Below are 26,120 nucleotides of genomic sequence, written 5' to 3'. Positions count from 1 at the left end.
TAATTACGCTTTTTTGTAAGCCGCGGCCGACTTTTCGATGGCCTTGCGAGCGGCTTCAACGCCTTCCCAAGACTCAACTTTGACCCACTTGCCTTTCTCGAGGTCTTTGTAGTTCTCGAAGAAGTGAGCAATTTGCTGGCGCAGCAGTTCGGGCAGGTCAGTCACTTCCTGCACGTCATCATACAGTGTAGAGAGTTTCGGGTGCGGCACGCATACCAGCTTGGCGTCTTCGCCAGCTTCGTCGGTCATGTTCAGAATGCCCACCGGACGCGCGCGAATGATGCTGCCAGGCGCTACCGGATGAGGGGTCACTACCAGCGCGTCTAGCGGGTCACCGTCGTCGGCCAGCGTGTGCGGGATAAAGCCGTAGTTGGCCGGATAGAACATGGGCGTGGCCATGAAACGGTCAACGAGGAGGGCACCCATATCTTTGTCGATTTCATACTTAATCGGCGCGTGGTTAGCAGGAATTTCGATCGCCACGTAGATATCGTTGGGCAGATCCTTTCCAGCGGGGATGTTATCAAAGTTCATCGTTGGTTCCTTGGCTTGGCTTTTCTTACCTATTGCAGAGCGCAGTAGCTAAGCAGTTGATGCATTGCATTAATGGTGAAGAATTATACGAACAAGGTCGATAGATTACCAATGCGACATAGGTGTTTAGCGGCGTGGATGTTGAAGATCACCGCGATTTAAGGGGATGCCTCATATTAGGCAGCTTAGTGAGCTTCAAAGTAGTAATGGGGTACGGGCTGGGTTTTTGTAACGGTCGCGACGTTTGGTGGGCATCGTTTCGCTGTGCCAGCGTGTATGATAGCGCTCTGTGGTTGTGATAGTAGTGGATATGGTGGTTGCGATGGTGAGCCGTAAGCCCAGGAGGATGAGTTGGCGCACGCCCAGTTGCTAATTAGTTATGGTCAAGCGTTTGTTGCCCCAGAGCGGCGGCAGCACCGCAGCTCAATGTCGGTGCGCCTGCCGGAAGCGCCGCTGTTAAAAGTGAAGGGCGGCTGTGCGGTAATTAGTGACTCTATTTCGCGCAATACCATGGCCAAGCAGGCTGGGGATTTGAGTGTTCGTGGGTTTCTCTCTGATTACTACTCGACCCCCGAGCACTGGGATACCAAAACCTCGGCCACCCGCGTGCTGCGCGCCCTCAACAGTTGGTGCTATAGCCAAAGCCAGCATGTTAAAGAGGGTAGCTTTGTTTCCTCGCTCTCCGCGATGGTGTTTTTGGGCCGCGAAGGGCATCTGTTCCATATGGGCGATACGCTGGTATTTCGCTTACGTGGCGCCGAGTTTGAGCAGCTCACTCGCGACCACGTGACCGATGTGGGCGGCTATCGTTATCCTTCCCGCGCGTTGGGCATGGACGATAGCGTGGATATTGATTACACCCATCTAGCGCTCAAGCAGGGCGACCTGTTTGTGTTCACCACCCAAGCGGTTCGGGGCACGCTAATGCCGTCGGACTATGTGCGCCTCATTCGGCAAGATGCCAGCGACTTGGATGCCGCCTGCGAGCGTTTGGCCAACGAGGCAAAGCAGCGCGCTCAGGAGCGCGGTTACGGCGGTGATCAGTTCTGCTTTCAACTCCTGCGTATTGATGAGCTGCCGGAAGAAGCAACCGACCACCCGGGCATGCTCTACGGCGATCTGCCGATTCCCCCAGAATTAGCTCCTGGCGAGCGCCTTGATGGGTTAGAAATTCAGGCCGTGCTGTCACGCAACGCCCAGTCTCGCGTTTACCGAGTTCGTGATGTGCATAGCGATCGCGTGATGGTGATGAAAGCACCCAGCCCGGAGCTTTCACTGCGTAACGCCTATTTAGAGCACTTTTTACTGCAGCAGTGGGTGGTGGAACGGGTGAATTCGCCCTTTGTGGTAAAAGTCATGGAACCCTCGCGCCCACGTCGCTACCTCTACTACCTCATGCAGAACGTAGAAGGTGAGACCCTGCGCCAATGGGCCGAGCGCCACCCGCAAGCGAGCCTCGTCCAACGTCTCGATATTGCCAATCAGTTAGGCAAGGCGGTTCAAGCGCTGCATCACCGCGATATTATCCATCAGCAAGTCACTCCGGATAACGTGCTGATTGATCAGCATGGAAAGGTAGTGCTGGCGGATTTTAGCGCCTGCCACATGCGTGAAGTGGATGGCCATCGCCACTCAGGCGAACTGCTTCGCCAAATCGGCTTTAATGAGCACACGGCTCCAGAGTACGCCCTGGGCGACAGTGTGGGGCGACGCAGCGATCAGTACTCGCTGGCATCCACGGTTTATTGGCTGTTAACCGGAGAACTGCCCTATACCTTGACGCCGAATAAGCTGCGCTGTCATACCGATTTAGAAGAGCTCAGCTACCGTAGCGCCCGTACCACCAACCCGGAGATTACCCCCGCGTTGGATGAAGCGCTGCGCCGAGCGCTGGACCCACAGCGGCCGCTGCGCTTTAGGCGCATGTCGGAGTTTCTTCACGCGCTACGTATCCCGTTAGGACGGATGCCTCAGCGAGAAGAGCCACGGACGGAGTCTCGACGCTTTTGGCAAGGCGTGGCGGGCATTTTGCTTTTGCTATTGGTGCTTTCCTGGCTGCTGCGTTAGGAATGCGTCCAGTAGTCCACTCTATTCAGGACGGGACAATCAATTAAGAAGGGGCGATGACTGGTCATCGCCCCTTTTTCTAGGCCAGCGTTTCAGCCAGCCGAGAAGTTACAGTGTGAATTTAGGCAGCTTCTGCTCCACTTTCGCCAGCTTGAGCTTGGCGACTTTGGGCAGGCCATTCTCGAACGGAGGGAAGTCTTCGCCTTGGATCAGCGGCGAGAGGTAGTCTCGGCATGCTTGAGTAATGCCAAAGCCGTTCTCGCTGATGAAATCGCGAGGCATGAATTTCTCTTGGTTGGCAATTTGCGACAGCGGCGCAGAAATCACATCCCACTGGTAGGGGGTTTGTGAAATACGGCGGATCGCCGGCATCATGGAGTTCTTGCCTGCCAGTGCCAGCGTCACCGCTTCACGGCCCACTGCATATGCTTGCTCAACGTCGGTTTTTGACGCTAAGTGGCGAGCCGCACGCTGTAGGTAGTCGGCCACGGCCCAGTGGTATTTGTAGCCTAAATCTTGCTTGATCATACCGGCCAGAGTGGGCGCAACGCCGCCTAGCTGGCGGTGACCGAAAGCATCGGTGTTACCTGCATCCGCCAGGAAGGTGCCATCTTCGTAGCGCGCGCCTTCCGATACTACGATGACGCAGTAGCCGTACTTCTTAACGCTCTCATCCACCCGTGCCATGACCGCTTTACGGTTAAAAGCCACTTCCGGGAAGATAATCAGGTGTGGCGGCTCGCCTTCACCTTCGCCTGCCAGTCCGCCTGCGGCGGCAATCCAGCCCGCATGGCGGCCCATTACTTCCAGCACGAACACTTTGGTGGACGTGGCGCACATGGAGGCGATATCCAGCGATGCTTCACGGGTAGACGTGGCAATGTACTTTGCGACGCTGCCAAAACCGGGGCTGTTGTCGGTAATGGGCAGGTCATTGTCGACGGTTTTAGGAACATGAATCGCGGTCAGCGGGTAACCAAGCTTTTCTGAAAGCTGTGAGACCTTTAGGCAGGTGTCGGCGCTGTCACCGCCACCGTTATAGAAGAAATAGCGGATATCGTGCGCTTTGAAGACTTCGATCAGGCGCTCGTACTGGGCGCGGTGGGTATCGATATCCTTCAACTTGTAGCGGCACGAACCGAACGCACCGCCAGGCGTATGACGAAGCGCCGCAATGGCATCATCACTCTCCTGGGTGACATCGATCAGGTCTTCCGTCAGCGCACCAATAATGCCGTTATGGCCGGCATACACCTTGCCGATTTGGTCGGGGGCTTGCCGGCAAGCTTCGATAACGCCGCAGGCGCTGGCATTTATGACGGCGGTAACGCCACCGGACTGGGCGTAAAAGGCATTATGCTGGGCCATGGAAACGTCTCATCTCCTGAAAACGGGTGGTTTCATCGTTATTGACGGCAAGCGTTCGCTCCCTTGCTTGCCGATGCTTCACAGGCGCACTGAAAGTCGCCCTGTGAACCAAGCGCTCTTAATTGACGCAAAGTTTAGCGTAAAGCTATTTCTGCTGCATTACATGCTGTTTCAAACCCGCCGCTGCGGGGATTTTTAGCTGCCTGCGCGGATTACTCATCGCCACCGTCCAGCGCTTGTTCACGCTGGGCTAGTCGCCAGCCGCCCAAATCTTTATAGCGGTTAACCATTGCGCAAAACAGCTCAGCCGTGCGCTCGGTATCGTAACGCGCGGAGTGGGCCGCTTTGTTATCAAACTCAATGCCTGCCGCACGGCACGCTCTGGCCAGCACAGTTTGACCATACACAAACCCTGCGAGCGTCGCCGTATCAAAGCTTGAGAAGGGGTGAAACGGATTGCGTTTGATGTTGCAGCGGTTGGCCGCGGCATTCAGAAAGCCGTGGTCGAAGGCGGCATTGTGGCCGACGAGAATCGCTCGTGAGCAGCCGTGGGCTTTCAACGATTTGCGAATGGGCCGAAAGATCTCACCCAGCGCCTCAGACTCACTGAGTGCCACTTGGCGACGCAGCGGGTCATCCAGATTGATCCCTGTGAAGTCTAATGCCGACTGCTCCACGTTGGCCCCCTCAAAGGGGTGGATGTGGTACGCATAGGTCGCGTCAGGCAGTAAATTACCGTCCGGGTCCATGGTGAGGGTGACAGCTGCAATTTCCAATACGGCGTCCGTTTGAGCATTAAACCCACCCGTCTCCAAATCAATGACAACCGGTAAATAACTGCGAAAACGCTGGGCCATCAATTCGCGGGCAATTGCCTCGCTCATGCAGCTCTCCTTAGTAAAGCGAGTAGTCGGTCAGAATCAGCGGCGAGTGTTTGCCGCTATGGTTGGGTGATTCTAGCAGCTTTACCCCTAAGGCGTCGTTGACGGTATTCGCTGAGCATTGAGAACGCTATACTGATGGTTTGAATAAACAGGTAGCGCTGGCTTAAGGGCGCTACCCTTTCTGGTGAACTGCTTTTTACAAGGAGCAAAGAATGTCCGATGTCAAAAAGGTTGTGCTGGCATATTCAGGCGGCCTGGACACATCCGTAATCGTTAAGTGGTTGCAAGAGACCTACAACTGCGAGGTAGTGACCTTTACTGCCGACATCGGTCAAGGTGAAGAAGTCGAGCCTGCTCGTGCCAAAGCGCAAGCGCTAGGCGTAAAAGAGATTTACATCGAAGACCTGCGCGAAGAGTTCGTGCGTGACTACGTCTTCCCGATGTTCCGCGCGAACACTATTTATGAAGGTGAGTACCTGTTGGGCACCTCTATTGCTCGTCCGCTGATCGCCAAGCGCCTGATCGAAATTGCCAACGAGACCGGCGCAGACGCCATTTCTCACGGCGCGACCGGTAAAGGTAACGACCAGGTGCGTTTTGAGTTGGGCGGCTACGCGCTTAAGCCGGGCGTTAAAGTCATCGCGCCATGGCGCGAGTGGGATCTTACTTCCCGCGAAAAGCTGATGGCTTACTGTGAAGAGCACAATATTCCGGTGGATTTCTCTAACAAGAAGAAGAAATCTCCCTACTCCATGGATGCCAACCTGCTGCACATCTCCTACGAAGGCGGCATTTTGGAAGATCCGTGGGCCGAAGCCGAAGAGGACATGTGGCGTTGGAGCGTTTCTCCTGAAGCCGCACCAGAGCAGCCGACTTACGTTGAGCTGACGTACGAGAAAGGCGACATCGTTGCGATTGACGGCGAAGCGCTGAAGGCACATGAAGTGCTGGAGAAACTCAACAAGCTGGGTGGCGATAACGGCATTGGCCGCCTGGATATCGTTGAGAACCGCTATGTGGGCATGAAGTCGCGTGGCTGCTATGAAACGCCAGGAGGCACGATCATGCTGCGCGCTCACCGCGCGATCGAGTCACTGACGTTAGACCGTGAAGAGGCTCACCTGAAAGATCAGCTGATGCCCAAGTATGCTGAAGTGATCTACAACGGCTACTGGTGGAGCCCTGAGCGCCGCATGCTGCAAGCTGCTATTGACGAGACGCAGAAAAATGTCTCGGGTGTTGTACGCATGAAGCTCTATAAAGGTAACGCTACAGTAGTCGGCCGTAAGTCTGAGCAGTCACTGTTTGATGAGTCTATCGCCACGTTTGAAGACGATGCGGGCGCTTACAATCAGAAAGATGCCGAAGGCTTTATCAAGCTGAATGCGCTGCGTCTTCGTATTGCCGCGGGCAAAGGTCGTCAGCAGAGCTAACGTTCAACAGTGGCCAGCCTCAGGGCTGGCCACTGCGTAACAGGAGCCGTTATGTTTAAGAAGTTGCTTTCAGGCTTATTTGGTTCGCAGGGCGGTGGTAACACGAGTACTGGCACCAAAGCGGCTGAATCGGTGGAGTATAAAGAGTATTTAATTATCTCCCAGCCCGATAACCAAAGCGGCCAATACCGCGTGAGCGGCTGGATACGTAAACCCGATAGCCAAGGTGGCGCGCAAGAGCACCGGTTTGAGCGTTCTGATATGGTGCCGGGGCGTGAGGCTTGTGATGCACTGATGGTGTCTAAAGCGCAGCGTTACATCGACGAGGTGGGCGATGCGATGTTCGAACCCGACCCTCGTCGAGATAGCCAGCCCCCTAGCTGATGTGAGTATCCAACAAGGCGCGTGCCTCTGCGGCGGCCTGCAGCATCAACTCTGCAGGCACATTTCGGTTCGCGGTACCTTGTTCGCAATCTTCAATATCGGTTAATAGCCTGCCTATCGAGCCCAGTCGAAGGGTCAGCGCTTGGCTAATCGTTGGGCTGAGCGGCAGCTCTTGCAGCATAGTTTCCAGTTCGACCCCTAGAATGATCGGCATATGGGAAAAAAGCCCGGTAATAAATCCCTCTTCTCCATCCAAGCCCCGCTGTTCAGCCAATGCTTCACAGGCAAACGCCCGCGTTAAGCCATTTATCAAATTGACTTTACTGGCGGGGTGATTGCCAGCCAGCATGACAATAGAGACCAGCGTGCGCAGCTCTTTTAAACCGATAATGAGAATACAATCTAATAGTTTGTAAACTGGACGCTGAGACGCTTTTTCGGCTGAGTTAGCGCGTTTGAATACCGCGTTTAACAAATATGGGTCACGGGCAATCAGTGTGCTTAAGGCGGGTAAGCGCACTTTATCGCTATAGAACTGAGCGAGTAATTGCATCTGGTTAGAGCGAGAGGTGCTCTGACGCTGATTCTGTGTAGTTTGCACCTGGGGGCGTTGATAAAAATAACCCTGAAATAAGCTAAACCCTAGCGCTTTACACTGTTCAAATTCGGCATACGTTTCCACTCGCTCTGCTAGCGGTGTATAACCCGCTTGGTAAAGGCGCTGAATAAGTGCGGTGGGAAGCCCCGTTGAGATGTCAAATTTAATGATATCGGCCATGTTTAATAGCGGGCTATTGGAAGTGTGGGGCTCAAAATCATCTAACGCAAGCGTATAGCCTTGAGCTTTAAGCTGGCGCAAGGCTTCTAACAGAGGGCCACTTGCTTGAGTGTCTTCTAATACTTCAATGACAATTTGATCAGTCGGTAAACCGCTTAAATCAGGGTTGAGCAACCAGTCCCCTGATGCATTGATAAAGAGCTTGCGTTGGCCGCATAGCTTATCTAATCCAATCTCATAAATCGCCACGGCACAGGCTCGAGCGGTGGCCTGAACATCGTCAGATACAGCGGCGCTATTGGCTGTCATATCACCGCGATAAAGCAGTTCATCTGCCACATGCTGTAGCTGAACGTTAACAATTGGCTGTATAGCGATAGTGTAATGGCCGGTACTGATCTCTTCTTGCGCTGACCCTTGCATAGTGCCGCTGCTCCGACTGTCAGGGGTAAAGACGTGCGAGGCCGCGAAGAATAGCGTAAAAGATCTAACGTATGCTAGTTACATTGGATCACAATGCGTTAAATGGCACAATTCTTCACATGGCAGAGACGGCTGGGAGTTCTAATGTCATTTTAGTGCCGCCTAGTTGTGATTCTGCAGCCCAGAGTTTTCCGCCTAAATGATGAATAATGGCGCGGCTAATGGGCAAGCCTAAACCGCTTCCTTTAGGCCGACCTTGCATTGAAGTGTGCTCTTTAAGCTGCAGCTGATAGAATTTCTCAAAGACATTTTCGCGCTCTGTAGGCGGAATGCCTGGGCCATTATCCTCAACGCTAAGCTGAAAGGCATTGTCGATAGGATAAACAGACAGCTTTATCTTTGGGTGTTGAGGGTTAGCAAATTTTCGTGCATTTTCCAGTAGGTTAATAATGACCTGCTCAAGGCGGTCTGGGTCCGCAATGACAATGGCGGGAGCATCCGCTGCATAAAACTCAAACCCAATACCGTTCTCCTCATGTAAGCGGAAGATGGCATCGCTACTTTGTTTTGCAAGTTTTGTTAAGTTTACCGCCACTGGCTTCATGGTTAATCGGCCGCTTTCAAGCCGCGCTAAATCCAAAATCTCCTCAATAAGCCGGGAAAGGCGCTGGCTTTCCAGTACCATAATGCTGAGAAATTGATGACGTTTATCGGCCGCGATATCGGGTGTGTCGCGTAAAATTTCTGCAAATGATCGTATAGATGTTAGTGGCGTGCGAAGTTCATGACTGACCATAGCGACAAACTCATCTTTCATGCGATCAAGCTCACGTAACCGTTCGTTAGCGCTGCGTAGCTCTTCACCGACACGAGCTAGTTCCTGGGACTTTTGCTCTAATTGGCGGTTGTATTCTAAGGCCTGGGAGGTGGTGTCTAAAATAGTGAGCACTGACTCTACATCTAATGCTTCACCACGTAAGACCGAGTTGATTAATACGCTGGCGGATGCGCTACCCAGGGAGCCAGCCAATGCTTGTTCAGCACGAGTGATTAGTGCTTTAGACGCTGGCCGCTGATAAGCATCGGTCTCGGTAACAGGTTGTGCCGTTTGGGATGCAAAGACACGCTGAGTTGCCATACTTCCCAAATACCGAATTAACAGTGCATGGAGTGCGCCTTCGGTGGTTTCACCTTGCCAGAGTGAAGTGGTTTGCAGATTGGGGTGCATTGCCTCGGTAAATAGTGCGGCCTGAGTCTGCTCTAGTGGTGTAGGACGAGTGAATAATGATACGCCAATCAGTAAGCTAACATTAACTAGCATGCTCCAAAACAGTGAATGCGTATAAATATCCCATCCGCTTAGCCCCAGCAGCGCGTAAGGTGATAGCCAACTGATTTCCCAAGGGCCCTGGGTGATTAACGTCTCTTTCAGCCAGCCCGACTGTGCAAACCCCGGCAGCAGCAGCGTATAGAACCAGATAAAAAATCCAGCGAGCAGCCCTAACGTTGCCCCCTGGCGCGTTGCCCCGCGCCAGTAAAGCCCGATAAGCAGTGCAGGGGCAAACTGGGCCACTCCCGCAAAAGAGACCAGCCCGATGGTTACCAGGCTGTAGCTATCGCCGATCAGCGCATGGTAGAGATAGCCCATGAGTAGAATCAGCAAAATGGCGATGCGCCGAATATTGAGTAGCCAGTCGGCAAGCCGGCCATGGCGCCCAATATAAAGGCGCTTTACTTTCAGCAGCAGAGGCATAATGAGCTGATTGCTGACCATGGTAGAGAGGGCAATCGTCTCAACAATGACCATGCCGGTGGCGGCTGAAAGACCACCGATAAAGACTAACAGCGGCAAACCTTCTAGCCCCGCAGAGAGGGGCAGCGTGAGCACGAAGCTATCGGGATCGCCCTCGCCAAGTAGCAGCCCGGCTAAGGCAATCGGGATGACAAACAGGTTAATCAACAGCAAATAGAGCGGGAATAGCCAGCTGGCGCGATGGAGGTGCTGCTCGTCAACATTCTCCACCACGAGAACCTGGAACTGCCGGGGTAGTGTAAAGAAGGCCAGAAATGCCAGCAGCAGCATACCCACCCAGCCCGTTGCGCCGCCAGGTACGTTTTCTAGGCGCATGCTATTGATTAATGCTGGTGTAGCAGCGACTTCGGCTAAGAGGGCGCCTGGCCCTGCAAACATGATGAACGTGACAAATACGCCCACTGCCAGAAAGGCGATCAGTTTCACCAGGGACTCTACGGCAATGGCAGCCACCATCCCTTCGTGGCGCTCGCTGGCATCTAAGTGACGGGTGCCAAAAAGAATAATAAACACCGCCAACACCATCGCTATCCAAAAAGAGCGGTCCATCCAGAAGCGTTCGTTCTCTAGCGTGATATCGGCACCCAGCGGGTAGTTCATCAGTACCGCATGACTCACCGTGATGGCTTTTAGCTGAAGTGCGATATAAGGGGTGATGGTGATGAGCGCCATGATGGCCACGAGTGCCCCTAAACGGGAGCTTTTGCCGTAGCGGGCGCTGATAAAGTCGGCAATCGAGGTGATGCGCTGCTGTGCGGCAATGCGCACCATTTTGCGTAGTGTAAAAGGGGCTAGCAGCATCGCCAGTGTTGGCCCCAAGTAAATCAGTAGGAAGCTAGGGCCATACTGTGCTGCGCGGCCAACGCTGCCGTAAAACGTCCAGGCAGTACAGTAAACCGCGATAGAGAGGGCATAGACCGTAGGCGAGCCAATCAGCGAGCGGCCCTGTTCGGCGCGCCGGTCTCCCCAGGCGGCGACCATAAAGAGCAAGGCCAAATAGCAAAAGGCGGTACCAATCACTACCCAATCGCCGCGCATGGTCATGGTTCCTTGGGGGGCTCAACCAGCCAAGCGGTGAATCCAATGAGCGCTCCCCAAACGACAAATAGGTAGAGCGGTAGCCAACCCAGCAGGCCTGGTAAACGATCAACAATAAGCAGCATCGGCGGGCAAAACATAAACAGTGCCAGCAGGGCCAGCGCGATGAGCCGTTCGCGCCTGCGGGAGGGAGCGCTGAAGGGGTTCATGGCGCGCTGGCATCCTCTTTATCAAAGGCATTTGCCTGCAGGGCAAGCAGCTCTTCCAACGTATCAATGCCTCGGGCCTCAAGCCGTGGCAGCAGTGCTAGCCATAGCTCTGCGGTAACGCGGGCATCACCTAACGCCGTGTGGCGAGTGCCTGGTGGAAAGTGGAGGTCATAGCGCTTGGCTAGCGTGTCTAAATCGTGACCATCCAATGCTTCATCGAGCGCTTTTGAAATAAGCAGTGTGTCTAAAACAGGCATCGTAAAGTCAACGCCACGGTTGCTAATGGCCAGCATATCGAAAGCCGCATTATGGGCGAGCAGTACGGCCTCACCAATGTAGTCTTGAAACAGGTCAAGCACTGTTTCAAGGGGGGCAGCGCCCGCGACATCCGCATCGGTAATGCCGTGAATCACCGTACTGGCAGCAGGAATGGCGCGCTTCGGGTCCACGAAATGATCAAACGCATCATTCGCCAGTAAACGACCATTGACGATCCGGCAGGCGCCTAGGCTAATCACCGTGTCTCCTCGGCGCAGCTCAAGGCCAGTAGTCTCCGTATCAAACGCCACGATATCCAGGCAGCGTAGAGCTCTGCTGGCCAGAGCCTCGTCAGGCGCAGGGAGCTGGGCGATGCCAAAGTCATGGAATTCCGGGCGCGGAGGGGCGAGCTCACGAGGCGCTTGGGCTTGTGCAATCGTTGGTAGCGGCAGTCTTAGTCGTGCGTGGCGTTTATCCGCATCGGCAACACTCCAGATATCGGTCGCGTGCTGGCGCAGAATATCCGCGACTGAGGGGCTAAGCGGTAGCGTGGTCAGCGGGTGCTCGCGCCAAATGGTGAGCTCGCCTTCGGGGACGGGGGAGCCTTGCCAAATCAAGTCAACGTAAGCGCGTTTTGGGTTGAGCGTGACTTCACCTTCAAAACCGCTGCTGGGCAAGTGGCAGCGCAGGTGATCCACCAGAGAGTGGAATAGCTCAATCAGCGCTGGGGCGTCGCCTTTAAACCAAGCGGGCACGCCGATAGGGGTGATTAAGCGATGGGCAGGGTCAAGGCGCTCATCCAGCGATTGCCAAAAATCGTTGGACCAAATGGGTCTTAACCGTTCGCCGTGGTACTGAAGATCGTCCAGCAGCGAGCCAATCTCCGCGACGTGCTTGTTTAATGCTTGGCTCTCATCGTGCACTACTTGCTCTAAACGTGCTCGTAGCTCAAGCGACTTTTCTGAGGGGGGAATTTGACGCAGCGCATCAGCGGCGCTGCTTAAGCTGGCGGAGTGCTGTCGAAGTGGCGGCAATAGATGATTAAGTTCGGCCCGCACGCCCATTTCATTATTCCAGGTGGTGGTCGCATCGCTACAAGTTACCAGCGTTTCGCGTTCACTGCCGGGCACCCGGCGAATGACAACCTTTAACCAGCGCTGGTCACAGGGGGCGAGCATTTCCCGAGGCGAGCCGTCGTTGGGTAGTTGTGCCATGGCGTTGGCAAGGGTAGCTGTCGGCAGCAGGGCATCCAGACGTTTGCCAAGTCCCAGGCCGGTATTACCCGCAAAGAAGTTTTCGGCAGCCTGATTAAACAACATCACCCGCCGGTGCCGGTCGCAGAGTAGCAGCGGTGTTTCAAGCACCTGTAGCAGCGTTTCAAGCTCTTGGCGTATACGCGATGCGCTACGCGCACCTTCTGCATGGGCGGTGGCGAGTCGAGAGCGGTCGGCGCGCCAGCTGTGGCTGACGCGGCGAAGGTCTGGGCCAAGCCCTTTTAACCAGCCCTCTGCGGTGTGTTCGTCTTGGGCATCTGGGTTGGCTACCCAGCGCGCCAGCTGCGCTTGAAGGTGGCGAAGGGGTGTAAATAGCATGCGCTCCAGCAGTAGGCCCATTAAAAAAAGCGTGATGCCGCCTGAAAAACTGCCCAGCCATAGAGCCGCACGCGCCATGCCTGAAAGCGCCAGCTGGCTATCTAACCAAGCGGCAAAGAGCGCTCCCCCCACTAAGCTAACGCCGCTTAGCAGCAGCCACACGCCGACCAAGCGTTGGCGTTTAGGAAGGCCCTTGCGTGTCATGGTGCACGCTCGGCTAACAGGGCTTTGACCTTCTCTACAAGCTGCTGGGTAGAGAAAGGCTTGGTGACGTAGTCATCTGCGCCCAGCGCAAAGCCTTTTTCCCGCTCTACTTCACGGCCATGAGCCGTTAACATAATCACCGGCAAATGCCGTTCGGACTCTGAGCGGCGCAGCTGCTCCAGCACTTCAAAGCCACTGATGCCCGGCAAGCTGATGTCCAGTAACAACAGGTCAGGGGATGCATCGGCAATTCTCTGCAGCGCGGTTTCGCCGTCGGGTGCTGTCGTTACCGTCAGCCCGGCATGGGACATGAGGAACTCAAGGGAGAGTAGGATATTGGGTTCATCATCGACCACTAATACGTTGGCCATTACGGTCTCCTCAGCGGCGTTAGATGAGCAGTGCGACTGCTAGCGATGGTTTAAGTGTATGTAGCGTACAGCATTCGGCCAAGACGACCTTGGCCGAATGCTGTGTATGAAGAGAACCTTTCACCGGTAGACAGGATGATGCGCGTTTTATTGTTATCGGCTTATGAAGCGGTTAGCCACCGTTATTGGGCTAACAGCTTAATGTCTGAAGTGAACGAGGTAGCCTGGACGTTGCTAAGCTTGCCTCCTCGCCACTTCTCCTGGCGTATCCGCGGCAATCCGTTGAGCTGGTGGTTAAAAGAGTACGAGCGGTTAAGTCAGCCCTACGATGTAGTGCTGGCAACGTCTATGGTAGATATCGCCACCTTAGTGGGGCTGTTTCCCCATCTGGGGCGAGCAAGAAAGATCGTCTATTTTCACGAAAATCAGTTCGCCTACCCCGAATCCAGCGAGCAGATGCCCCAGGTAGAAGCCAAAATGGTCAACTTGTATGCGGCACTGGCGGCAGATGTGCTGGTGTTCAACACGGCCTATAACCGGGACTCTTTTTTTGATGGTGCGCGGCGTTTTTTAAAGAAAATGCCGGAAAATCTACCGGCGGCTAAACCGCTAGAACGGCTACGCCAAAGCGCTCGCGTGGTGCCCGTGCCCATCGCGCCTGCTAACTGTGCCGCCGCTGGTAACTCAAACCCGCAGCGGCTGATTTGGAATCACCGTTGGGAGTATGACAAAAACCCGGAGGACTTCTTCGCGGTGCTGTTCAAGCTAAGCGAGCAGCAGGTGCCCTTTGAGTTGGCGGTGCTTGGCCAGCAGTTTCGCGACGTGCCACCGATATTTGCCGAGGCGCAGGTGCGCCTGGCTGAGCATATTATCTGCTGGGGGCCGCAGCCGGAGGCGGAGTACCGCGCGCTGCTCAATGGTGGAGGTATTGTGGTGTCAACCACTTGGCATGAGTTTCAGGGGCTGGCGATCATGGAGGCTGCCCAGCGAGGAGCCACGCCGCTGGTACCGGATAGGCTCTGCTTTCCTGAACTTTATCCCGCCCAATATCGCTACGATGGTACACAAGAGGGGCTCTATCAGCGCTTGAAAGCGTGGCTGTTAGACCCCGGTAGCCAGCCCGCGCAGTTGGATACTCAGCCATGGCAGTGGCCGCGCTGGCGAGAAACGTATCGTCAGCTGCTGGTGGAGGGGGCAACTAATGACCTGCTCGGCATAGAGTGATCCTGGCGTTGGCGTGCCGTTAGGCAAGCTCGGTCTTTTCTTTATAGTCGCATAGATCTTCGATGATGCAGCTACCGCAGCGGGGTTTACGCGCAAGGCAGGTGTAGCGCCCGTGTAAAATCAGCCAGTGGTGGGCATCTTGTTTAAAGGCGCTGGGAACGTGGCGCAACAGCTTCTGCTCGACTTCCAACACGTCTTTACCTTTGGCGATACCGGTACGGTTCGAAACGCGAAAAATATGCGTATCCACCGCGATAGTGGGCTGGCCAAAGGCGGTGTTTAAAATCACATTGGCGGTTTTACGCCCCACACCGGGCAGCGCTTCCAAGGCTTGACGGGTGTTGGGAACCTCGCCGCCGTGCTGATTGACCAGCAGATGGCAGGTCTTCATTAAATTCTCTGCCTTGGTGTTAAACAGGCCAATGGTTTTAATGTGCTGCTTTAGGCCATCAATACCCAGCTCAATGATCGCCTCAGGAGTATTCGCGACCGGATAAAGCTTGGCCGTGGCTTTATTCACGCCTACATCCGTTGCTTGGGCGGAGAGCAGGACCGCTGCCAACAGCTCAAACGGCGTGCTCCAGTTGAGCTCGGTGGTGGGGTGTGGGTTTTCCGCCTGGAGGCGCGCAAATATCTCATGACGCTTTTGAGCATTCATGGCGTGTTCTCTTGGTTATTGAATGGTGCTTATTTAATAGTGCCGGTGACCCGCACACGGCGCTCGGCTCGCGGTGCGACGTTGACGGGCTGAGCGCGGGCGGCGCGCCGTTGATCCAGCACGTTTTTCAGCGCGATCAAAAGCCCTGCAACGAAGAACGCGCCGGGGGGCAGGATGAAAAAGAGAAACTGGTAATCCGCCACCAGGGTGATCTGCCAGTGAGCGGCAACCGGCCCAAACAGCAGCGCCATGTCGCTAAACAGCGTCCCTTGGCCCACCAGCTCGCGGATCGCGCCCATCAGCACTAATACCGCACCAAAGCCCAGCCCCATCATCACCCCATCGATTGCTGCAGGCAGCACGGGTTGGCGGGAGGCAAACGCATCCGCCCGGCCCAAAATGGCGCAGTTAGTTACGATGAGCGGGATGAAAATGCCCAAAATTTGATAGAGCGAGTAAGCAAACGCGGCCATGAGCAGCTCAGCGCAGGTCACAAAGGCGGCAATCACCATCACAAACGCGGGGAGCCGCACGGCGCTAGGCACCTGATGGCGAATCAGCGAGATTGTTGTGCTGGCGCCTACCAAGACCAGCAGTGTGGCCAGCGCCAAGCCTAGCGCATTCACCACCGTGGCGCTGACGGCCAGCAGCGGGCAAAGCCCCAATAGCTGCACCAGCGCCGGGTTATTCGTCCAAAGCCCTTCTCGGGCAAGCTGTGTCCACTGGCTCATGGTGTGGGCTCCTGCTGAACGAGTTCGCGCTGATAGTAGCGCAGCGCCTCATGAACGGCGTTAATGACGGCCCGTGGGGTAATCGTCGCACCGGTGAAACTGTCGAATTCGCCGCCCTCTTTGCTCACGGCCCAGCCGCTTGGGGGCAGGCTTTCGAGGCTAAGGCCGTTGAATGACGTGATCCAGTCGCTGCGCGACCGATCGATATCATCGCCAAGTCCTGGCGTCTCTTGGTGGTGAGTCACCCGCACCCCGGTGAGTTGCCCACTTTGGTCGATGGCGACCAGCAAGCGAATGTCACCGTTATACCCTTGACGTGTCACGACCGGCAGAATGGTGGCGGCTTCGCTACCTTGCTGCACCCGCCAACCCTCTTGAGGCGTGCGGTGCCCCAATGGCGCTGAGTCGGGTAGCGAAAACGCGCTCTCTAATACGGCCTGAACCGGCACCGAGGCCAGTGAAGCGGGCAGCACTTCCTGCAACTGACGATGTTGATAGGCAAGCTGGTGTTCGGCAATGCGCTCGGCGGTCACAGCGCGGGTGAGGGCGACGCTGCCGGCAGTGACCAGGGCAAACAGGCCAAGGGCCAGCGCGCCACGCAGCATGGCATGTTGAGTGGTCATGGCGCGCTCTTCCTCTCATCAGGCCGAGCGGTAGCTTGACCGACCGGGCGTGGCACGCTGACCATGTCCAGCAACGGCACGCAGAGATTCATCAGCAGCACGGCAAAGGCGACGGCATCCGGGTAGCCGCCTAAATTACGAATCAGGATGACCAGCACGCCAATCCCCGCACCGTATAACAGCTTCCCCTGACGACTGGTGGCCGCTGAGACCGGGTCGGTGGCAATGAAGAAGGCACCAAAAAGCGTCGCCCCGGTAAGCAGATGAAACAGCGGTGAGGCAAAGTGGCTGGTGTCGCTGGCGTAGAACAACGCGGAGAGCAGCATCATACTTCCCAGCATAGAGACTGGAATATGCCAACTTATCAGCCGCTTGACGATCAACACCACGCCCCCTGCCAGCCATGCCAGCGCGATATTACGCCAAGCATTCAGCGTTCCTTCAGGGAGCGGCGACGATGCCCAGAACTCGCTGGCGAGCACGGCGTCGCCTTTGTGTTTGAAGGCATCTAAGGGTGTGGCACCGCTCAAGGCATCCAGCGCTGACACGGGGACGGTACCCAAGATTTGTGGCCATAGTGAATCGGGCCAAAGCGGTTGGGGCGGTGTCCAGAGCGTCATATGGGTGGGAAACGACACCAGCAGCAGCGCATAGCCCACCATCGCAGGGTTGAACGGATTGTGGCCCAAGCCGCCATAGAGCTGCTTCGCGACGACGACGGCGGCGATCACCCCAACGCCTATCAGCCACCAGGGGCTCGCAGGTGGCAACGAGGCGCCTAGCAACACGCCAGTGAGCAGGGCGCTGGAGTCGTTGAGCGTCGGCCAAACGGGGCGGTGGCGCAGGCGCAGAATGAGCGCTTCAGCAGCGACGGCCCAAAGCGCCGCGATCAGTACATTGCTGATCACACCTAGCCCAAAATAGAGCGTCATCACCGCAAGGCCCGGAAGCGTGGCGGCGATGACCCAGCGCATCACATGGGCTGTTGATGGTGCTTTTCCCAGCTGGGGGGCGTGCATCATGCTCATGGCGCTTCCTTCTGTTCACTGGCGGCGCGAGCTTCGGCCAATCGTGCCTCTGCTGCTTTGAGATTCTCTTGGGCAGTGGCGAGCTGAGTCTCCAAATCGTCGTGGTGCTGCTGCGGGTCTTGAGCGGCGGCCCGTGCCAGCACTTTCTCCGCTTTTCGCACGGCGGCTTTGGCGGCCGTTTGAGCGATGCGCAGGCTGCGTAGGTCTCCCGCGGGAGCCGCTTGAGTGCCCGTAGCGTCGCTGGAAGCGGACTGCTGCTGGGCGAGCCGTGCCTGACGGCGCGCCTTCTTCTCCGCTTCTTCCCTGGCCAGCCGCGCTTGGCGGAACTCAAAGCGGTGCTTGGCGTGTTCCGCCTTGGCGGTTTCGATGCGTTTATGCCGAATACGCTGTTTGGAGGAGCGGTAGTCCTGCACTAAAGGGATCGCGCTGGGGCAAACGTAGCTGCAGGCACCGCACTCAATACAGTCGAACAGATGATGGGCTTCAAGGGCGGCATCGTTTTCGGCACGGGCGTACCAGTGCAACTGCTGGGGAAGCAGTTGAGCAGGGCACACACTTTCACAAGCGCCGCAGCGAATGCAGGGGGCTTCTGCGGGTGCTGGCGGCAGCTCCTCTTTTGTCGCGGCAATCAGGCAGTTGGTCGTTTTGGTGACGGGAGTGTCTAATGACGTAAGCGGCGTGCCCATCATCGGCCCGCCGACCACCACTTGATGCAACTGCTCGTCGTCCACGCCAACCTGCGCCAGCAGCGCGTCTACCGAGGTGCCTACACGAACCCAGTAGTTGCCGGGCTGGGTAATGGCATCACCAGTTAGGGTAACGACCCTTGCGACCAGCGGTAGTCCGTCGCGTACCGCTTGCAGCGCCGCGAGCAGCGTGCCGGGGTTGTGGCATAGCACGCCAATATCCGCCGGTAGCCCACCGCTAGGCACCTCGCGGTTCAGCAGCTTTTTAATCAACTGGCGCTCTCCGCCGCTGGGGTAGCGGGTTTCGATTATCTTCAGCGTCACGCTCGCGAGCGGTTCGCTGTCAGCAATGACCGTAAGAAGGGCTTGTAGGGCCTGAATAGCCTCAAGCTTGTTATCTTCGACACCGACGATGATGTGCGCGGCTCCACATAGGCGGGCCAGCAATTGAGCCCCCTCAAGCACATCCGCCGCATAGTGGCGAAGCGTGAGGTCATCAGCGGTAATGTAAGGCTCACATTCGGCGGCATTGACCACCAGCGTATCAATGGCGTGGTGCTCGTTGACTTGAGCTTTGATGTAGGCCGGAAAGCCAGCCCCCCCTAGCCCAATAAGCCCGCTGTCATCTAGCCGTTCCAGCAGTGCGGCGCGCTCTGCGGTTCGCCAATCCAGCGGCGGTAGCGTGGCCCAGCGATCTTCGCCATCGCCTTGAATGATGATCACGCTGTAAGTTATCTCGATCACGGTGCCGCTGATACTGGCGTGCACATTAGCTGAGACCATGCCATCTCGGCGGGCGACTAGTGTGCCTGTTTTGACCGCATCGCCCACGTTGACGCAGGGCAGTGCCGCTTTACCGGTATGTTGCGACAGCGGTAGCGTGACCACCTTTGGCAGCGGCGCGGTGCGCAGCGGCGCTTGATTAGAGCGCTCTTTACGTTCGGGCGGGTAGATGCCACCGGGGAATTCATAGGCCGGCATGCGCGCTCCTTAATGGCTGGCGGTCGCTCACGATGGGCTCCCACTGTGTCAGCGGTTTGCGTCTGGGCAGCATGTCGATGCAGTCCACCGGGCAGGGGGCCACGCAGAGGTCGCAGCCGGTGCACTCGTCTTCGATCACGGTATGCATCTGTTTGGCCGCGCCAATAATGGCATCTACCGGGCACGCCTGAATGCACTTGGTGCAGCCGATACACTCGGCTTCACGGATATACGCCACGGTATCTTCACTGGCTGCTTCCCCATCTAGCGGGGCAGGGTCACGGCCGAGCATATCCGCTAGGGCGAGAATAGTTGCCTCACCGCCGGGAGGGCACTTATTGATGGCGTCGCCCTGATTGATCGCTTCAGCGTAGGGGCGACAGCCGGGATAGCCGCACTGGCCACATTGGGTTTGTGGCAGCAGCGCATCAATTTTCTCAACCAGCGGGTTCTCTTCACCTTTAAAGCGCGCGCTCGCCATGCCGAGTAGCGCGCCAAAGGTGATGCCCAGGCCGGTGAGTACGCCGACGGCGCTAAGCACGCCCCACCATGAAAATGAATCGCTCATGGCCGTTACCCCTGTACCAGTCCGGAAAATCCGAGAAATGCCAACGACATGAGGCTGGCGGTAATCATGGCGATAGCGGCACCACGAAAGGGCTTGGGTACATCTGCGCTAGCCAAGCGTTCGCGCATGGCGGCAAACAGTACAAGCACCAGCGAAAAGCCTAACGCAGCGCCCAGGCCATACAGCGTGGTATGGAAAAAGCTCAGCTCTCGGTTCAGCGACAGCAGCGCCACGCCGAGGACGGCGCAGTTGGTGGTAATCAGTGGCAGAAAAATACCCAGCACCTGATGCAGTAACGGACTGAGCTGGCGCACCATGATTTCCGTGAACTGCACCACGGCGGCAATCACGACGATAAAGCTAATGGTACGCAGATAGGTAATATCAAAGGGCACCAGCAAGCCGTGATAAACCACATAGCTAGCGGCAGAGGCTAGCGTCAACACGAACGTGGTGGCCAACGACATGCCCATTGCCGATTCGAGCTTGTTCGAGACACCCATAAACGGGCATAGCCCAAGAAATTGGACCAACACAAAATTGTTGACCAGCGCGGTGCTGACCAAAATAACGAAGAGTTCATTCATGACGGCGTATTTTGCTTAGAAATAGGGTGGCTGGCTAGAGGGGGCTTGTAGAGAGACATGCAGCGCAGTCGCCACTTGCTGTAAGCACTCGTCTCCTTTCTGATGGCCATAATAGTCGTTGTAGAGTTTGAAGTGATCGATATCCAGCATCATGACGGCCAGTAGTTCACTGTCTGCACTGGCTTGGCTCACCGCTAAGGTTAAGCGTTGATCGAATAACCGCCGGTTGGGAAGCTCCGACAGTGAGTCATGGGTCTAAATGGAAGTAGCCTAAAAACAAAAGGGGCAGGCTGTTCGCCTTGCCCCTTTCATCCGTGAATGGCGGCGTTACGTTACACGCTGACCCGGCTCGGCGCCAGCATCCGGTGAGAGCAGATAAATACCCTCTTTATTCGCTGAAGCAAGCACCATGCCTTCGGATACACCAAAGCGCATCTTGCGGGGCGCCAAGTTGGCGACCATCACCGTCAGGCGGCCTTCCAGGGCCTCTGGAGAGTACGCAGAACGAATGCCAGAGAAGACGTTGCGGGTTTCGCCACCCAAATCCAGAGTAAGCTGTAATAGCTTGTCAGCACCCTCGACATATTGTGCTTTGGCAATCCGAGCAATGCGCAGGTCAACCTTGGCAAATTCATCAAAGCTAATTTCATCCGCGATTGGCTCGTCTGCTAGCGGGCCTTTCGGGGTGTTTTTTAGCTTCTGCTCTTCTACCAGATCCTCTTTTGATGCGTCGATCATGGCATCGATTTTGTCCCGCTCAACTCGGGTCATCAGCGGTTTGAATTTGTTGATCGGGTGGTTGACCAGCACATTACCACGGCTTTCCCAATCAAGAGTGTCAATATTTATAAACTCACGGGCTTGCTCTGCCATGCTCGGCACCACCGGCGCCAGATAGACCATCAGCTGGCGGAATAGGTTGATACCCACCGAGCAGATTTCCAGTACTTCTTGATCGCGACCATCCTGCTTGGCAAGTGCCCAGGGCTCTTTTTCAGCGATATAGGTATTGGCTTCATCGGCCAATTCCATAATTTTGCGCATGGCGCGGCTAAACTCACGCGCTTCAAAGTCGGCGGCAATGTCGTCACCGGCAGCGATAAAGCGGGCAACCATCTGCGGCTCGGCACAGTGCTCAGAGAGGGTGCCGCCCCCGAGTTTTTTGACAAAACCGGCACAGCGACTGGCAATGTTCACGACCTTACCGACGAGATCTGAATTCACTCGGGCAGCGAAGTCTTCAAGATTTAGGTCAAGATCATCCACCTTGGAGGTGAGCTTGGCGGCAAAGTAGTAACGCAGGTACTCGGGATTGAGATGTTCGGCGTAAGTGGCAGCCTTGATGAAGGTGCCGCGCGATTTCGACATCTTCGCACCATCGACGGTCAAAAAGCCGTGGCAGTTGACCGCCGTGGGGGTGCGCAAATCAGCACCGTGGAGCATGGCAGGCCAGAACAGCGCGTGGAAGTAGACGATGTCTTTACCAATGAAGTGGTAGACCTCAGCGTCTGAGTCTTTTTCCCAGAAGCGATCGAAATCAATACCTTCGCGCTCGCAGAGGTTTTTAAAGCTGGCGAGATAGCCGATGGGGGCGTCTAGCCATACATAGAAGTATTTGCCGGGCGCATCGGGAATCTCAAAACCAAAGTAGGGCGCATCGCGGGAAATATCCCACTCGTTAAAGCCAGACTCAAACCACTCCATCAGCTTGTTGCGGATCTGTGGCTGTACGTGACCATCGTTGATCCACTGCTGCAGGAAGTCGGCGAAGTCCGGCAGTTTGAAGAAGTAGTGCGTGGAGCTGCGTACTTCGGGCGTGGCACCGGAGATGGCGGAAACTGGATTGATCAGGTCCGCAGGTGTGTAGGTTGCGCCGCACTTTTCGCAGTTATCGCCGTACTGATCGACCGCGTGGCACTTCGGGCAGGTGCCTTTGATGAAGCGATCGGCTAGAAACAGACCTTTCTGCGGGTCGAACATCTGCTCGATATCGCGAGTGGCAATATGGCCTTTATCGCGTAGGCGGGTGTAGATCAGCTCGCTGAAGTAGCGGTTCTCATCCGAGTGGGTGGAGTGGTAGTTATCGAACCCCACGCCAAAGCGGGCGAAATCTTCCTGGTGGTCTTGGGAAACGCGTTCAATCAGTGCTTCAGGGGAAATGCCTTCCTGCTCGGCACGCAGCATAATCGCGGTGCCGTGAGCATCGTCAGCACAAACGTAGTAACACTGCTGGCCACGGCTCTTTTGGAAGCGTACCCAGATATCCGTTTGGATGTACTCAAGCAGGTGGCCTAAGTGAATAGCGCCATTGGCATAGGGAAGGGCGCTCGTCACCAGAATGTTGCGCGGGGCAGTATTGGACATGGTGAGTGATAATTCCGGTTAGGCAGTACAAATAAAGACGGCGAAGGGGAGGTGCTTCGCCGGTAATGTCATGTTAATGCATACAAATAGCCAGAGGCTCAGCCTGACAGACTAGTAGAGCGCTTGCTCTTCTTGAACTACTTCACGCAGCAATTCTAAAAATAGCTTGTCTGCTTCCGAGTGCTCTGCCGGGTCTTCAGGAATATGCACGCTGGTGGTATCTGAAATCTCATTGGCAATACGTGCCATCACGGCGGGACTACTGCCTTCAATCAGTTGCTGGCGTGCAATAGCCAGCGACTGCTCTAGAATTTTAGGGTCTTGCAGAAGCTTGCGAATAAAGCCGCGTAGCTCGTTGATAATACGTGTTTTTTGAATTTCTGATGCGGACATAGAGAGTCTCCTTAAGACCGCGCCTGATGAAGCTACCAAGCGAGACCAATGAATGCCTTGACCATAGCACTTTTTCGAGCTGCGAGCATGCGTTGATCATTACGCTTAACTAAGTAAGCCGCTGCATGTAAGCCTTTATAAGCTGAGTCGTCCCGCCTTATGTTTCACCGGGTTGGCATACTGCTCTAACCAATAGGGTTGCAGTGCTTCTGGAACGCTTGCTAGCCGTGCTTTAAACCGCTCCCGATCTTGACGGGTAATGGATTTACGAGCGACCAGCTCCGGCGATTCGCCCAATGCTTCCAGCGCCAGATAGTGGCTGGGAAATAGGCGGTAACCACCAATCACCTGGCGGTCAATTTCAGCGGCCACTTCGTCAGGTGTCGCCATATCAGCACCCACCGGCGTACCGAATTTAAGCTGGACACGGCCTTTAGAGCCGGTGATGCCTGCTACAATTGAGCGGATGTCTTCAAATTCACTTTTAGCGTAGCTGCCTTGGGTAGCGATATCGTGCAGTTCCTGGGCTTTTTGCAAGTCGCAGGGATCGTACTCGTAGCTAATCGATACAGGAACGAGCTTCAGCTCGGCAATGGCATCGCCGAAGACCATATCTCGCTCTGCATGGCGTTTTGCCATCGTGAGCATTTTGATAATAGCGGGGTCGGTACGGTCAATGCCGTTTTTAGCACGACCTTCGCGCTGGGCCATCCAGATAGAGTGATTGTCTTCGGTAATCGAGTGGCGAATGTAAGACGACAGCTGCTGATAAGCGGCCAACATGGCCCGCTTTCCGCGTGCGCTCCGCGGCACAATAAAGCTTTTGTTCAGCCGCATCAGGTCGGTTACATAGGGCTTTTTCAGCAAGTTGTCGCCAATCGCAATACGTACCGTATCTCGGCCTGCCTGGTAAAGCGCGTAATTAACAAAGGCGGGGTCCAGCGAGATATCGCGATGATTGCCGATAAATAGATAAGCGCTGTTGTCGTCGAGTTTGTCTAATCCCGAGACCTCAAAGGCATCCGTGGTGGTGCGGATCATGCGCTCCATATAGCTGGCAATGCGCATTTGAAATTCGCGAACGCTGGTAACACCCTTTACTTCACGGCGAATGGCGTGGCCTGCCAGGGCGCGCGCTACGGGCGGCGCCCATTTGGCCATGCGCGGCAGCCTAAAGCGGGTAAGCGCGTCAAGCAGTTCACTATCGTGAGAGAGCCGTTCAAGAACATCGGCCACCTCATGATCCATATAGGGGCGAATGTCTGCCCATGGGTCGTTGGTGGTGTCAGTGTTGGGTGCGTTATTGTGATGAGTCATGCGATCCGTTGGATATAAGCAAAAATAATCGGGTTGCTGCGGCTTAAAATATAGAGCGTTAGGTATCTTGCTGAGCCGTCGGTTCCCGCTGAGTTTCGCCACCAAGCCATTCCAGCAGGCGGGTAACATCGTCAGAAAGCGCTTGGGCCATCAGAATAAAGTCGGTTTCCAGGCGGGCTAGCGCATCATCGCCGTCGTCGGCATGGTCGGCTTCTTCAATCAGTGCGTCGCCAAAGCGCAGCGACTTCAGCGCTAAATCGTCATGCAGCACAAAGCTTAGGCGGCCTTCCAAGCTGATCGCCAGTTTGCTGGCCTGGCGTCCGCTCTCAAGTAGCTGCTGAATTTCATCGCTGTCTAGGTCAACTTGCCGTGCGCGTAGCACGCCATCGTCGCCTTTTGCCTTGAGTTCCACTTGGTCGCCGAGCTGTAGGTCGCTTGGGCGGCTAGATGGGTCGCCTAACCAGGTAGTCATGGCGCGTATCGGCAATGTTTGGCTGCTCAGTGGCGTAGCTTTTAAGCTGCCGAGTGTCTCACGCAGCAGGTCCAATACATCTTCTGCTCGGGTGCGCGAGCTAGCATTAACGCCAATGAGCTGGCGCTTAGTGTCCCACCATAAGTCAATTTTCTGGCTGCGGACAAAGGCGCGGGGCATGAGTTCTTCGGTGACCTGCTCTTTCAGCGCGGTCTTTTCCTTGCGCGTGATTTTGCGTCCCTCACTGGCCTCGATGTCGGCGACTTTTTCGTCGACTTCTTCTTTGACAACCGACGCGGGAAGCAGGCGCTCTTGGCGTAGGGCAGAGAGTAAGCGGTGCCCCTGAATTTCATGCAGACGCTGGTCGCCACCTAGCCGCCCCGCAGGCGCTGTCCAGCCTAAGCGGCGTGCATCCGCATTGCCTAGCGGCTGGGCCGCGTGCTCATCCAATGCGTTGGCCAGAGTTTGGCTATCTAGCTCGGGAGCGCCGTGTAGGCGATATAAATGCAGGTGCTTAAACCACATGTCACCGATCCTATGAAAAAGGTGGCACATTATGTCGAAACGCGGCCTTTCCTACCAGCACCTTGGTGCAGCGACTTGCTGTTGCACGAGTTTAAAACTTGTGTTTGATTTGCAGAGTATTAATGATTCCTTGCCCATTTTGTAAAGAGTGAATAGAGAGGTTGCTATGTCTGAGTCGATTTCCCACGTCAGTATGCGGGTCCGTGGTTACCACCTAGATGGCTATGGTCATGTCAACAACGCGCGTTATCTGGAGTTTATGGAGGAGGGGCGCTGGGCATTCTTCGATGAGCACCCTCGGCTTATCCAGCAGCTTCACAGCGCTGGGCGGGCATTCGTGGTGGTTAATTTAAACATCAACTATCGCGCGGCGGCCGTCCAGGGTGATGATTTGCAGGTGTTGACGGGCATCGTCGACGTTGGTGAGCGTAGTGCTCTTTGCCACCACCGTATCGTGCGTGCAGATGGCACCTTGGTTGCCAAGGCAGACCTCACCTTCGTGCTGCTGGATGTGAAGGCCAACAAAGCCGCCGCCATCGAAGGTGAGGTACGCGACGTGCTGCGGGGACTGATCGTGCCCAAAGAGGCGTTTACGGCCTAAATGGCA

The 26,120-nt window shown here is 55.7% G+C and carries 25 protein-coding genes; 5 read left to right on the top strand and 20 right to left on the bottom strand.

Annotation, left to right across the window (positions count from 1 at the left end; genetic code table 11):
- Positions 1–3: 3 nt before the first annotated feature.
- On the bottom strand, positions 4–534 hold the full coding sequence (gene ppa / locus ACIGG6_RS01780) for an inorganic diphosphatase (protein ID WP_044627994.1): 531 nt from the start codon (positions 532–534) through the stop codon (positions 4–6).
- A gap of 351 nt (positions 535–885) precedes the next feature.
- Here ppa and ACIGG6_RS01775 point away from each other — a divergent pair, with 351 nt between their 5' ends.
- Positions 886–2,601 carry a protein kinase domain-containing protein gene (locus tag ACIGG6_RS01775; RefSeq protein WP_399841595.1) on the top strand — a complete coding sequence of 572 codons (1,716 nt, stop codon included), beginning with the start codon at positions 886–888 and terminating at the stop codon, positions 2,599–2,601.
- A gap of 108 nt (positions 2,602–2,709) precedes the next feature.
- Here ACIGG6_RS01775 and ACIGG6_RS01770 read toward each other — a convergent pair whose 3' ends face one another.
- Both ACIGG6_RS01770 and rnt read right to left on the bottom strand, forming a co-directional pair.
- Positions 2,710–3,969, bottom strand: coding sequence for a 6-phosphofructokinase (locus ACIGG6_RS01770; protein WP_083023871.1), 1,260 nt, complete (start codon positions 3,967–3,969; stop codon positions 2,710–2,712).
- A gap of 212 nt (positions 3,970–4,181) precedes the next feature.
- A complete protein-coding gene (gene rnt / locus ACIGG6_RS01765) occupies positions 4,182–4,853 on the bottom strand; it encodes a ribonuclease T (RefSeq protein ID WP_399841593.1) in 672 nt (223 codons plus the stop codon).
- 212 nt (positions 4,854–5,065) lie between these two features.
- Here rnt and ACIGG6_RS01760 point away from each other — a divergent pair, with 212 nt between their 5' ends.
- Together ACIGG6_RS01760 and ACIGG6_RS01755 are read left to right on the top strand one after the other, a co-directional pair.
- A complete protein-coding gene (locus ACIGG6_RS01760; protein WP_044627989.1) occupies positions 5,066–6,286 on the top strand; it encodes an argininosuccinate synthase in 1,221 nt (406 codons plus the stop codon).
- Between the two features lie 51 nt (positions 6,287–6,337).
- Positions 6,338–6,670 (top strand): HlyU family transcriptional regulator, encoded by a 333-nt coding sequence (locus ACIGG6_RS01755; RefSeq protein WP_399841590.1) that lies wholly within the window; start codon positions 6,338–6,340, stop codon positions 6,668–6,670.
- Here ACIGG6_RS01755 and ACIGG6_RS01750 read toward each other — a convergent pair.
- From ACIGG6_RS01750 to ACIGG6_RS01730, 5 genes are all read right to left on the bottom strand, one after another.
- Positions 6,663–7,871: an EAL and HDOD domain-containing protein gene (locus tag ACIGG6_RS01750; RefSeq protein WP_399841587.1), complete on the bottom strand. Its 1,209-nt coding sequence runs from the start codon at positions 7,869–7,871 to the stop codon at positions 6,663–6,665. The genes ACIGG6_RS01755 and ACIGG6_RS01750 overlap by 8 nt on opposite strands.
- Before the next feature lie 115 nt (positions 7,872–7,986).
- On the bottom strand, positions 7,987–10,722 hold the full coding sequence (locus ACIGG6_RS01745) for an ATP-binding protein (protein ID WP_399841584.1): 2,736 nt from the start codon (positions 10,720–10,722) through the stop codon (positions 7,987–7,989).
- Between the two features lie 2 nt (positions 10,723–10,724).
- The gene (locus tag ACIGG6_RS01740; protein ID WP_044627986.1) at positions 10,725–10,931 is read right to left on the bottom strand and encodes a hypothetical protein; all 207 of its coding nucleotides are present in this window, start codon (positions 10,929–10,931) and stop codon (positions 10,725–10,727) included.
- Entirely contained in the window at positions 10,928–12,985 is a 2,058-nt protein-coding gene (locus ACIGG6_RS01735) for a 3'-5' exonuclease (protein ID WP_399841582.1), read from the bottom strand. The genes ACIGG6_RS01740 and ACIGG6_RS01735 overlap by 4 nt, the downstream gene beginning before the upstream one ends.
- On the bottom strand, positions 12,982–13,356 hold the full coding sequence (locus tag ACIGG6_RS01730; RefSeq protein ID WP_399841579.1) for a response regulator transcription factor: 375 nt from the start codon (positions 13,354–13,356) through the stop codon (positions 12,982–12,984). Before ACIGG6_RS01730 ends, ACIGG6_RS01735 begins: the two co-directional genes overlap by 4 nt.
- A 138-nt stretch (positions 13,357–13,494) precedes the next feature.
- On the opposite strand from ACIGG6_RS01730, the gene ACIGG6_RS01725 reads away from it, so the two are divergent.
- Positions 13,495–14,580 (top strand): tRNA-queuosine alpha-mannosyltransferase domain-containing protein, encoded by a 1,086-nt coding sequence (locus ACIGG6_RS01725; RefSeq protein ID WP_399841657.1) that lies wholly within the window; start codon positions 13,495–13,497, stop codon positions 14,578–14,580.
- Between the two features lie 19 nt (positions 14,581–14,599).
- On the opposite strand, the gene nth is transcribed toward ACIGG6_RS01725, so the two are convergent.
- The 12 genes from nth to ACIGG6_RS01665 all read right to left on the bottom strand — a co-directional run bounded on the left by nth (position 14,600) and on the right by ACIGG6_RS01665 (position 25,513).
- Positions 14,600–15,238, bottom strand: coding sequence for an endonuclease III (gene nth, locus ACIGG6_RS01720; protein ID WP_399841577.1), 639 nt, complete (start codon positions 15,236–15,238; stop codon positions 14,600–14,602).
- 29 nt (positions 15,239–15,267) lie between these two features.
- A complete protein-coding gene (locus tag ACIGG6_RS01715; protein WP_399841574.1) occupies positions 15,268–15,969 on the bottom strand; it encodes an electron transport complex subunit E in 702 nt (233 codons plus the stop codon).
- On the bottom strand, positions 15,966–16,592 hold the full coding sequence (rsxG, locus tag ACIGG6_RS01710) for an electron transport complex subunit RsxG (RefSeq protein ID WP_399841573.1): 627 nt from the start codon (positions 16,590–16,592) through the stop codon (positions 15,966–15,968). The genes ACIGG6_RS01715 and rsxG overlap by 4 nt, the downstream gene beginning before the upstream one ends.
- On the bottom strand, positions 16,589–17,620 hold the full coding sequence (locus ACIGG6_RS01705) for an RnfABCDGE type electron transport complex subunit D (RefSeq protein WP_399841570.1): 1,032 nt from the start codon (positions 17,618–17,620) through the stop codon (positions 16,589–16,591). The genes rsxG and ACIGG6_RS01705 overlap by 4 nt, the downstream gene beginning before the upstream one ends.
- Complete coding sequence (gene rsxC / locus ACIGG6_RS01700) at positions 17,617–19,287, bottom strand: electron transport complex subunit RsxC (protein WP_399841568.1); 1,671 nt, start codon at positions 19,285–19,287, stop codon at positions 17,617–17,619. The genes ACIGG6_RS01705 and rsxC overlap by 4 nt, the downstream gene beginning before the upstream one ends.
- Entirely contained in the window at positions 19,274–19,855 is a 582-nt protein-coding gene (rsxB, locus tag ACIGG6_RS01695) for an electron transport complex subunit RsxB (RefSeq protein ID WP_044627978.1), read from the bottom strand. The genes rsxC and rsxB overlap by 14 nt, the downstream gene beginning before the upstream one ends.
- Positions 19,856–19,860: 5 nt before the next feature.
- Complete coding sequence (gene rsxA / locus ACIGG6_RS01690; RefSeq protein WP_044627977.1) at positions 19,861–20,442, bottom strand: electron transport complex subunit RsxA; 582 nt, start codon at positions 20,440–20,442, stop codon at positions 19,861–19,863.
- 15 nt (positions 20,443–20,457) lie between these two features.
- Positions 20,458–20,685 (bottom strand): diguanylate cyclase domain-containing protein, encoded by a 228-nt coding sequence (locus ACIGG6_RS01685; protein ID WP_348637400.1) that lies wholly within the window; start codon positions 20,683–20,685, stop codon positions 20,458–20,460.
- An 84-nt stretch (positions 20,686–20,769) separates the two neighbouring features.
- The gene (metG, locus tag ACIGG6_RS01680; protein WP_399841564.1) at positions 20,770–22,806 is read right to left on the bottom strand and encodes a methionine--tRNA ligase; all 2,037 of its coding nucleotides are present in this window, start codon (positions 22,804–22,806) and stop codon (positions 20,770–20,772) included.
- Positions 22,807–22,917: 111 nt separating this feature from the next.
- Positions 22,918–23,199, bottom strand: coding sequence for a hypothetical protein (locus ACIGG6_RS01675; protein ID WP_044627975.1), 282 nt, complete (start codon positions 23,197–23,199; stop codon positions 22,918–22,920).
- A 135-nt stretch (positions 23,200–23,334) separates the two neighbouring features.
- Positions 23,335–24,516 (bottom strand): 1-acyl-sn-glycerol-3-phosphate acyltransferase, encoded by a 1,182-nt coding sequence (locus ACIGG6_RS01670; RefSeq protein WP_399841561.1) that lies wholly within the window; start codon positions 24,514–24,516, stop codon positions 23,335–23,337.
- A gap of 58 nt (positions 24,517–24,574) precedes the next feature.
- Positions 24,575–25,513: a recombination-associated protein RdgC gene (locus tag ACIGG6_RS01665; RefSeq protein WP_399841558.1), complete on the bottom strand. Its 939-nt coding sequence runs from the start codon at positions 25,511–25,513 to the stop codon at positions 24,575–24,577.
- A 166-nt stretch (positions 25,514–25,679) separates the two neighbouring features.
- On the opposite strand from ACIGG6_RS01665, the gene ACIGG6_RS01660 reads away from it, so the two are divergent.
- Positions 25,680–26,114 carry an acyl-CoA thioesterase gene (locus ACIGG6_RS01660; RefSeq protein ID WP_399841557.1) on the top strand — a complete coding sequence of 145 codons (435 nt, stop codon included), beginning with the start codon at positions 25,680–25,682 and terminating at the stop codon, positions 26,112–26,114.
- Positions 26,115–26,120: the final 6 nt, after the last annotated feature.

It is taken from the genome of Vreelandella lionensis (genome assembly GCF_044543515.1).
GTDB classification, from domain to species: Bacteria; Pseudomonadota; Gammaproteobacteria; order Pseudomonadales; family Halomonadaceae; genus Vreelandella; species Vreelandella lionensis.
This window is presented reverse-complemented; position numbering and strand designations above follow the sequence as displayed.

Bases quoted from the DNA above. Each gene is read 5' to 3' on its own strand.
- ppa (WP_044627994.1), bottom strand. From the start codon at position 534: ATGAACTTTGATAACATCCCCGCTGGAAAGGATCTGCCCAACGATATC.
- ACIGG6_RS01770 (WP_083023871.1), bottom strand. From the start codon at position 3,969: ATGGCCCAGCATAATGCCTTTTACGCCCAGTCCGGTGGCGTTACCGCC.
- rnt (WP_399841593.1), bottom strand. From the start codon at position 4,853: ATGAGCGAGGCAATTGCCCGCGAATTGATGGCCCAGCGTTTTCGCAGT.
- ACIGG6_RS01760 (WP_044627989.1), top strand. From the start codon at position 5,066: ATGTCCGATGTCAAAAAGGTTGTGCTGGCATATTCAGGCGGCCTGGAC.
- ACIGG6_RS01755 (WP_399841590.1), top strand. From the start codon at position 6,338: ATGTTTAAGAAGTTGCTTTCAGGCTTATTTGGTTCGCAGGGCGGTGGT.
- ACIGG6_RS01750 (WP_399841587.1), bottom strand. From the start codon at position 7,871: ATGCAAGGGTCAGCGCAAGAAGAGATCAGTACCGGCCATTACACTATC.
- ACIGG6_RS01745 (WP_399841584.1), bottom strand. From the start codon at position 10,722: ATGCGCGGCGATTGGGTAGTGATTGGTACCGCCTTTTGCTATTTGGCC.
- ACIGG6_RS01740 (WP_044627986.1), bottom strand. From the start codon at position 10,931: ATGAACCCCTTCAGCGCTCCCTCCCGCAGGCGCGAACGGCTCATCGCG.
- ACIGG6_RS01735 (WP_399841582.1), bottom strand. From the start codon at position 12,985: ATGACACGCAAGGGCCTTCCTAAACGCCAACGCTTGGTCGGCGTGTGG.
- ACIGG6_RS01730 (WP_399841579.1), bottom strand. From the start codon at position 13,356: ATGGCCAACGTATTAGTGGTCGATGATGAACCCAATATCCTACTCTCC.
- ACIGG6_RS01725 (WP_399841657.1), top strand. From the start codon at position 13,495: ATGCGCGTTTTATTGTTATCGGCTTATGAAGCGGTTAGCCACCGTTAT.
- nth (WP_399841577.1), bottom strand. From the start codon at position 15,238: ATGAATGCTCAAAAGCGTCATGAGATATTTGCGCGCCTCCAGGCGGAA.
- ACIGG6_RS01715 (WP_399841574.1), bottom strand. From the start codon at position 15,969: ATGAGCCAGTGGACACAGCTTGCCCGAGAAGGGCTTTGGACGAATAAC.
- rsxG (WP_399841573.1), bottom strand. From the start codon at position 16,592: ATGACCACTCAACATGCCATGCTGCGTGGCGCGCTGGCCCTTGGCCTG.
- ACIGG6_RS01705 (WP_399841570.1), bottom strand. From the start codon at position 17,620: ATGAGCATGATGCACGCCCCCCAGCTGGGAAAAGCACCATCAACAGCC.
- rsxC (WP_399841568.1), bottom strand. From the start codon at position 19,287: ATGCCGGCCTATGAATTCCCCGGTGGCATCTACCCGCCCGAACGTAAA.
- rsxB (WP_044627978.1), bottom strand. From the start codon at position 19,855: ATGAGCGATTCATTTTCATGGTGGGGCGTGCTTAGCGCCGTCGGCGTA.
- rsxA (WP_044627977.1), bottom strand. From the start codon at position 20,442: ATGAATGAACTCTTCGTTATTTTGGTCAGCACCGCGCTGGTCAACAAT.
- metG (WP_399841564.1), bottom strand. From the start codon at position 22,806: ATGTCCAATACTGCCCCGCGCAACATTCTGGTGACGAGCGCCCTTCCC.
- ACIGG6_RS01675 (WP_044627975.1), bottom strand. From the start codon at position 23,199: ATGTCCGCATCAGAAATTCAAAAAACACGTATTATCAACGAGCTACGC.
- ACIGG6_RS01670 (WP_399841561.1), bottom strand. From the start codon at position 24,516: ATGACTCATCACAATAACGCACCCAACACTGACACCACCAACGACCCA.
- ACIGG6_RS01665 (WP_399841558.1), bottom strand. From the start codon at position 25,513: ATGTGGTTTAAGCACCTGCATTTATATCGCCTACACGGCGCTCCCGAG.
- ACIGG6_RS01660 (WP_399841557.1), top strand. From the start codon at position 25,680: ATGTCTGAGTCGATTTCCCACGTCAGTATGCGGGTCCGTGGTTACCAC.